The organism is Pantoea sp. Seng (assembly GCF_009829935.1).
GTDB classification, from domain to species: Bacteria; Pseudomonadota; Gammaproteobacteria; order Enterobacterales; family Enterobacteriaceae; genus Pantoea; species Pantoea communis.
This window is the reverse complement of sequence record NZ_SZZV01000040.1, coordinates 1-5,296: the sequence shown is the minus strand read 5'-3', so window position 1 is coordinate 5,296 and position 5,296 is coordinate 1. Positions and strand designations below refer to the sequence as shown.

Sequence of the window (5,296 nt, the reverse complement as noted above, 5' to 3'; positions counted from 1 at the left end):
AATGGTGAAGCTCATCGCCGCTTCAATCGGGCTGAGCTTCAGAGGCGCTAGTTTAGGTGCCCGGCGGGCCTGCCAGCTGCCTTGTGCCATCGCATCTTGCAGCATGGTGAGCGCTGCGGTGCGCAGTTTATCGCTGCTCACGACCGCATCGACCAAACCGAGTTGCAGGGCGCTGGTGCCATCAACATCTTTTCCAGCGGCGATGATCTCCAGTGCGCTATCAGCGCCGAGCAAACGTGGCAAGCGCACGCTGCCGCCAAACCCCGGCATGATGCCCAGTTTGGTTTCCGGTAAGCCGATGCGTGCAGCAGGCGTCGCGACGCGGAAATCTGTCGCCAGCACACACTCGCAGCCGCCGCCCAGCGCGTAGCCGTCAATCGCAGCGACAGTCGGCACCGGCAAATCTTCCAGGCGATTGAAGATGCTGTTGGCAAACGCCAGCCATTGGCTCAGCTTCTCTTCTGGCGCATCAAATAGCGACAGGAATTCGGTGATATCGGCACCGACAATGAATGCCGGTTTGGCCGAGGTGAGCAGCAGGCCACGCAACTCGGGCTGTTGCTCCAGCACGCTGAGTGCATCGCCCAATGAGGCAACTGTTTTGGTGTCGAGTTTGTTCACTGAACCGGGGGCATCGAAAATCAGCTCGGCAATGCCGTCATCAAGCCAGTGAACTGAAAGGGTATCGCCTTGGTAGAGCATGTCCGTCTCCTGAAACCGCGAAAGGTGATCTGGTCATACCAGATGAGTTGGAGTGTGGGCGGCATGTTAATTTTTTGCAAACGAGTCTTTGCTTATTTGATACGCCGATCACAGCGAGTGCAGCACGGCAACAGACTTGAGGCTGTGCTACACTGCGGCCAATTTCGCGATATCGGAGACAAGTCCATGGATTCACTGAAAACCCTGTATCACGCGCATATCAATACGCTGCAACAGCGAGCGCAACAGGTGCTGGCACGCTTTAAACTTGATGCGATGTTGATTCACTCTGGCGAGCTGTTAACCGTTTTTCTCGACGATCACGACTACCCGTTTAAGGTGAATTCGCAATTCAAGGCTTGGGTTCCTGTCACACAAGTGCCTAACTGCTGGTTATGGATCGATGGCGTTAACAAGCCAAAGTTGTGGTTCTACTCACCTGTGGATTACTGGCATAACGTCGAGCCATTGCCCAACAGCTTCTGGACTCAGGATGTTGAGGTGGTGGGCCTGAAAGATGCCGATGAGATTGGGCAACTGCTGCCGGCTCAGCGCGACAATGTGGCTTATATCGGACCTGTGCCCTCCCGCGCCACGCAACTCGGCATCAATAGCGATCGCGTGAATCCCAAAGGCGTGATCGACTTCCTTCATTACCATCGCAGCATCAAAACGGATTACGAACTGGCCTGTATGCGCGAAGCGCAGAAGCTGGCGGTTGCAGGACATCGCGCGGCGAAAGAAGCCTTCTTCTCAGGTATGAGTGAGTTCGATATCAACCAGGCGTATCTGACGGCGACTGGCCATCGTGATACGGATGTGCCCTACGGCAATATTATCGCGCTTAACGAACATGCTGCGGTGCTGCACTACACCAGGCTCGACCATCAGCCACCGGCGAAGCGCCACAGTTTCCTGATTGATGCGGGTGCGGAATACCTTGGTTACGCCGCCGACCTGACGCGCAGCTATGCAGCCCAAAGCAAATCGCGTTATGCCGAAATGGTAGAGGCGATGAATAAAGAAGAGCTGGCGCTGATTGCGACGTTGAAAGCGGGCGTGCGTTACACCGATTACCATTTGCAAATGCATCAGCGTATTGCCCGTCTATTGTTAAAATTCGATTTGGTGAAAGGTCTGACCGAAGAGACGCTGGTGGCGGAAGACCTGACCGGTCCGTTTATGCCGCACGGTTTGGGCCATCCGCTGGGCTTACAGGTGCATGACGTCGCAGGCTTTATGCAGGATGACAATGGCACGCACCTGGCGGCACCATCACAGTATCCTTATCTGCGTTGTACCCGCGTGCTCGAGCCGGGCATGGTGCTGACCATCGAGCCAGGCTTCTACATTATCGATTCACTACTGGCAAAACTGCGTGGCGGTAAATACAGCCAGTACTTTGACTGGCAGGCGATCGACGCATTGAAACCGTACGGGGGTATTCGTATCGAAGACAATGTGGTGATCCATGCCAATCGCGTTGAAAACATGACGCGCGATCTGCATCTGGCCTGATGGATGCGTACGATATTCCCGCTGAGGCTGTGAGCCTCAGTGAGGAAACCATTAAGAAAAGCCGCTTTATGACTTATCTGGCGCATACCGTTGGCGTTGAGGCGGCGCGTGCTTTTGTCCAGCAGGTGAAGTTGGAACATCCTGCGGCGCGCCATCACTGCTGGGCGTGGGTTGCCGGTGCGCCGGATGATTCGCAGCAGCTGGGTTTCTCCGATGATGGTGAGCCTTCTGGCACGGCGGGCAAACCGATGCTGGCACAGCTAATGGGTAGCGGCGTCGGTGAAATTACCGCAGTGGTAGTGCGCTATTATGGCGGCATCATGCTGGGTACCGGTGGATTAGTGAAAGCGTATGGCGGCGGCGTGCAGCAGGGGCTGAAGCAACTGATGCGTGCGCGTAAAGTGCCGATGCAATCTTTTACCTTGCAATGTGATTATGCCCAGTTGAGTGATATCGAGCGTCTGTTGCAACGCTTTGACGGCATCATTGAAGAGAGCCATTATCAGGATCGTATCGCGCTACGTCTGGCGTTGCCGCATCCGCAAATTGATGGCTTTCGGCAAAACCTTTCTGATTACAGCCGGGGCGCGCTGACGCTCATCCCGCTGGACAACTAAAAGCATCTGTTTAAAGGAACGGCTGAATGCATTTTCGCGCCATTACCCGCATCGTGGGACTGTTGGTAATTTTATTCTCGGTGACGATGATCCTACCGGGGCTGGTGGCCTTAATTTATCGCGATGGCGCCGGACGCGCGTTTAGCCAGACCTTTATGATGGCGATTGTGATTGGTTCGCTGCTGTGGTGGCCTAATCGCAAAAAGAAAACCGAACTTAAACCGCGCGAAGGGTTTCTGATCGTCGTGCTGTTCTGGACGGTGCTGGGTAGTGTGGGTGCGATGCCTTTCATTTTTGCCGAACAGCCGCACCTTTCGGTTACCGATGCTTTCTTCGAATCCTTCTCTGGGCTGACCACCACGGGCGCCACTACGTTGGTGGGCCTTGATACCTTACCGAAAGCGATTTTGTTCTATCGTCAGATGCTGCAATGGCTGGGCGGTATGGGGATCATTGTACTGGCGGTGGCCATCTTGCCGATTCTGGGCGTGGGTGGCATGCAGCTTTATCGTGCTGAGATGCCGGGGCCGTTAAAAGATAACAAGATGCGCCCGCGTATTGCGGAAACGGCTAAAACGCTGTGGCTAATCTATGTCTTACTTACCGTGGCCTGTGCGGTGGCGCTGTGGCTGGCGGGCATGCCGGTGTTTGATGCCATCGGTCACAGCTTCTCGACCATCGCGATTGGTGGCTTTTCTACACATGATGCGAGTATCGGCTACTTCAACAGTCCTACCATCAATACCATCGTGGCGGTGTTCCTGCTGATCTCGGGCTGTAACTATGGCTTGCACTTCTCTTTATTGAGCGGCCGCAGCCTCAAAGTTTACTGGCGCGATCCCGAATTTCGCATGTTTATTGGCGTACAGCTGACGTTAGTGCTGATCTGTACGGTAGTGCTGTGGTTCCACAACGTCTATGCCAGCGGTTGGCAAACATTGAACCAGGCCTTTTTCCAGGTGGTGTCGATGGCAACGACTGCTGGCTTTACCACCGATAGTATTGCGCGCTGGCCATTATTCCTGCCTGTACTGTTGCTCTGTTCGGCTTTTATCGGCGGTATGGCGGGATCGACTGGCGGTGGCTTGAAGGTGATTCGTATTCTGCTGCTGTTTAAGCAGGGGTCGCGTGAGCTTAAGCGTTTGGTGCATCCGAACGCGGTCTACACCATCAAGTTGGGTAATCGCGCACTACCGGAGCGTATCCTTGAAGCGGTATGGGGATTCTTCTCTGCTTATGCGCTGGTGTTCTTACTCAGCATGCTGGCGATTATCGCGACGGGCGTCGATGACTTCTCCGCTTTCGCTGCGGTTGCCGCAACGCTGAATAACCTCGGCCCAGGCTTAGGTGTTGTAGCGGATAACTTCACGTCTATGAATGACGTCGCTAAGTGGATTTTGATTTTAACCATGCTGTTTGGACGCCTTGAGGTGTTCACACTGCTGGTCCTGTTCACCCCGACCTTCTGGCGTGAATAAGAGAAACAGGATTATCTAATGAAAGCATTGATTCTATATTCCAGCCGTGATGGGCAAACCCGTGAGATCGCAGCGCGTATTGCACAGACGCTAGCGCCGCAGCAGCTGTGTGACGTGATTGATTTACTGGAAGTACAGCAGGTTGAGTGGTCGCAGTATGATCGCGTGCTGATTGGCGCTTCAATTCGTTACGGACATTTCCATCCGGCATTAATGAAGTTTGTTACTCAGCATAAGGCTGAGCTGCATCAGCGCGTCAGTGGCTTCTTCAGCGTCAATCTTACGGCGCGTAAAGCGGATAAGTGCACGCCAGTAACCAACGCCTATACGCATAAGTTCCTGGAGCAGTCACCCTGGCAGCCAGATTGCTGTGCGGTGTTTGCCGGCGCGTTGCGTTATCCCCACTATCGCTGGTTTGACCGTGTCATGATTCAACTGATTATGCGTATGACGGGCGGTGAGACCGATACCTCTAAAGAAGTGGAATACACCGATTGGAATAAAGTGGCGGTTTTTGCCCAGGATTTTGTGCAGTTACCAGGCAAATCGTTGTGAAATAGAGCGTTGTGGCTAAATTTAGGTCGAACGATCATTTTTTTGCAATAAACCCTTGTCAGCTCCGAATAACTCCCTATAATGCGCCACCACTGAGACGGCAAAGCGGCAACGCAGTCGGCTCAGCAGGGAGTGAAGAAATTCATCCCGCCGGAGAAAAACGCTGAAAAAAGTATTTGACTCTGAAGGAGGAAAGCGTAATATACGCCACCTCGCAACAGCAGCTTAAGGCGCTGATTGCACCGCTCTTTAACAATTTATCAGACAATCTGTGTGGGCACTCGCAGGATTGATATCAGCGTCTCCGGACGTAAAAAATATCAAGTCTCACGAGTGAACACATAATGAAATTCATTATGACGTTTTACAGATGAGCATCGCTGCACTTGTTGCAGCAAATCAAACTTTAAATTGAAGAGTTTGATC

At 53.3% G+C, this 5,296-nt stretch carries 5 protein-coding genes; 4 read left to right on the top strand and 1 reads right to left on the bottom strand.

Annotated features, from left to right (window positions below):
* Positions 1 to 702 (bottom strand): enoyl-CoA hydratase-related protein (locus FD737_RS23530; protein ID WP_202404644.1); only part of this gene is annotated, 702 nt, incomplete at its 3' end.
* 186 nt (positions 703 to 888) lie between these two features.
* Here FD737_RS23530 and pepQ point away from each other — a divergent pair.
* From pepQ to hemG, 4 genes are read left to right on the top strand one after another with little or no spacing between them, the layout of a single operon-like run.
* Positions 889 to 2,220 carry a Xaa-Pro dipeptidase gene (pepQ, locus tag FD737_RS23525; RefSeq protein WP_097118535.1) on the top strand — a complete coding sequence of 444 codons (1,332 nt, stop codon included), beginning with the start codon at positions 889 to 891 and terminating at the stop codon, positions 2,218 to 2,220.
* Positions 2,220 to 2,837 carry an IMPACT family protein gene (locus FD737_RS23520; RefSeq protein WP_034827946.1) on the top strand — a complete coding sequence of 206 codons (618 nt, stop codon included), beginning with the start codon at positions 2,220 to 2,222 and terminating at the stop codon, positions 2,835 to 2,837. The genes pepQ and FD737_RS23520 overlap by 1 nt, the downstream gene beginning before the upstream one ends.
* A gap of 26 nt (positions 2,838 to 2,863) precedes the next feature.
* Positions 2,864 to 4,315 carry a Trk system potassium transporter TrkH gene (trkH, locus tag FD737_RS23515; RefSeq protein WP_034827948.1) on the top strand — a complete coding sequence of 484 codons (1,452 nt, stop codon included), beginning with the start codon at positions 2,864 to 2,866 and terminating at the stop codon, positions 4,313 to 4,315.
* Between the two features lie 18 nt (positions 4,316 to 4,333).
* A complete protein-coding gene (gene hemG, locus FD737_RS23510) occupies positions 4,334 to 4,870 on the top strand; it encodes a menaquinone-dependent protoporphyrinogen IX dehydrogenase (RefSeq protein WP_097118536.1) in 537 nt (178 codons plus the stop codon).
* Positions 4,871 to 5,296 lie beyond the last annotated feature (426 nt).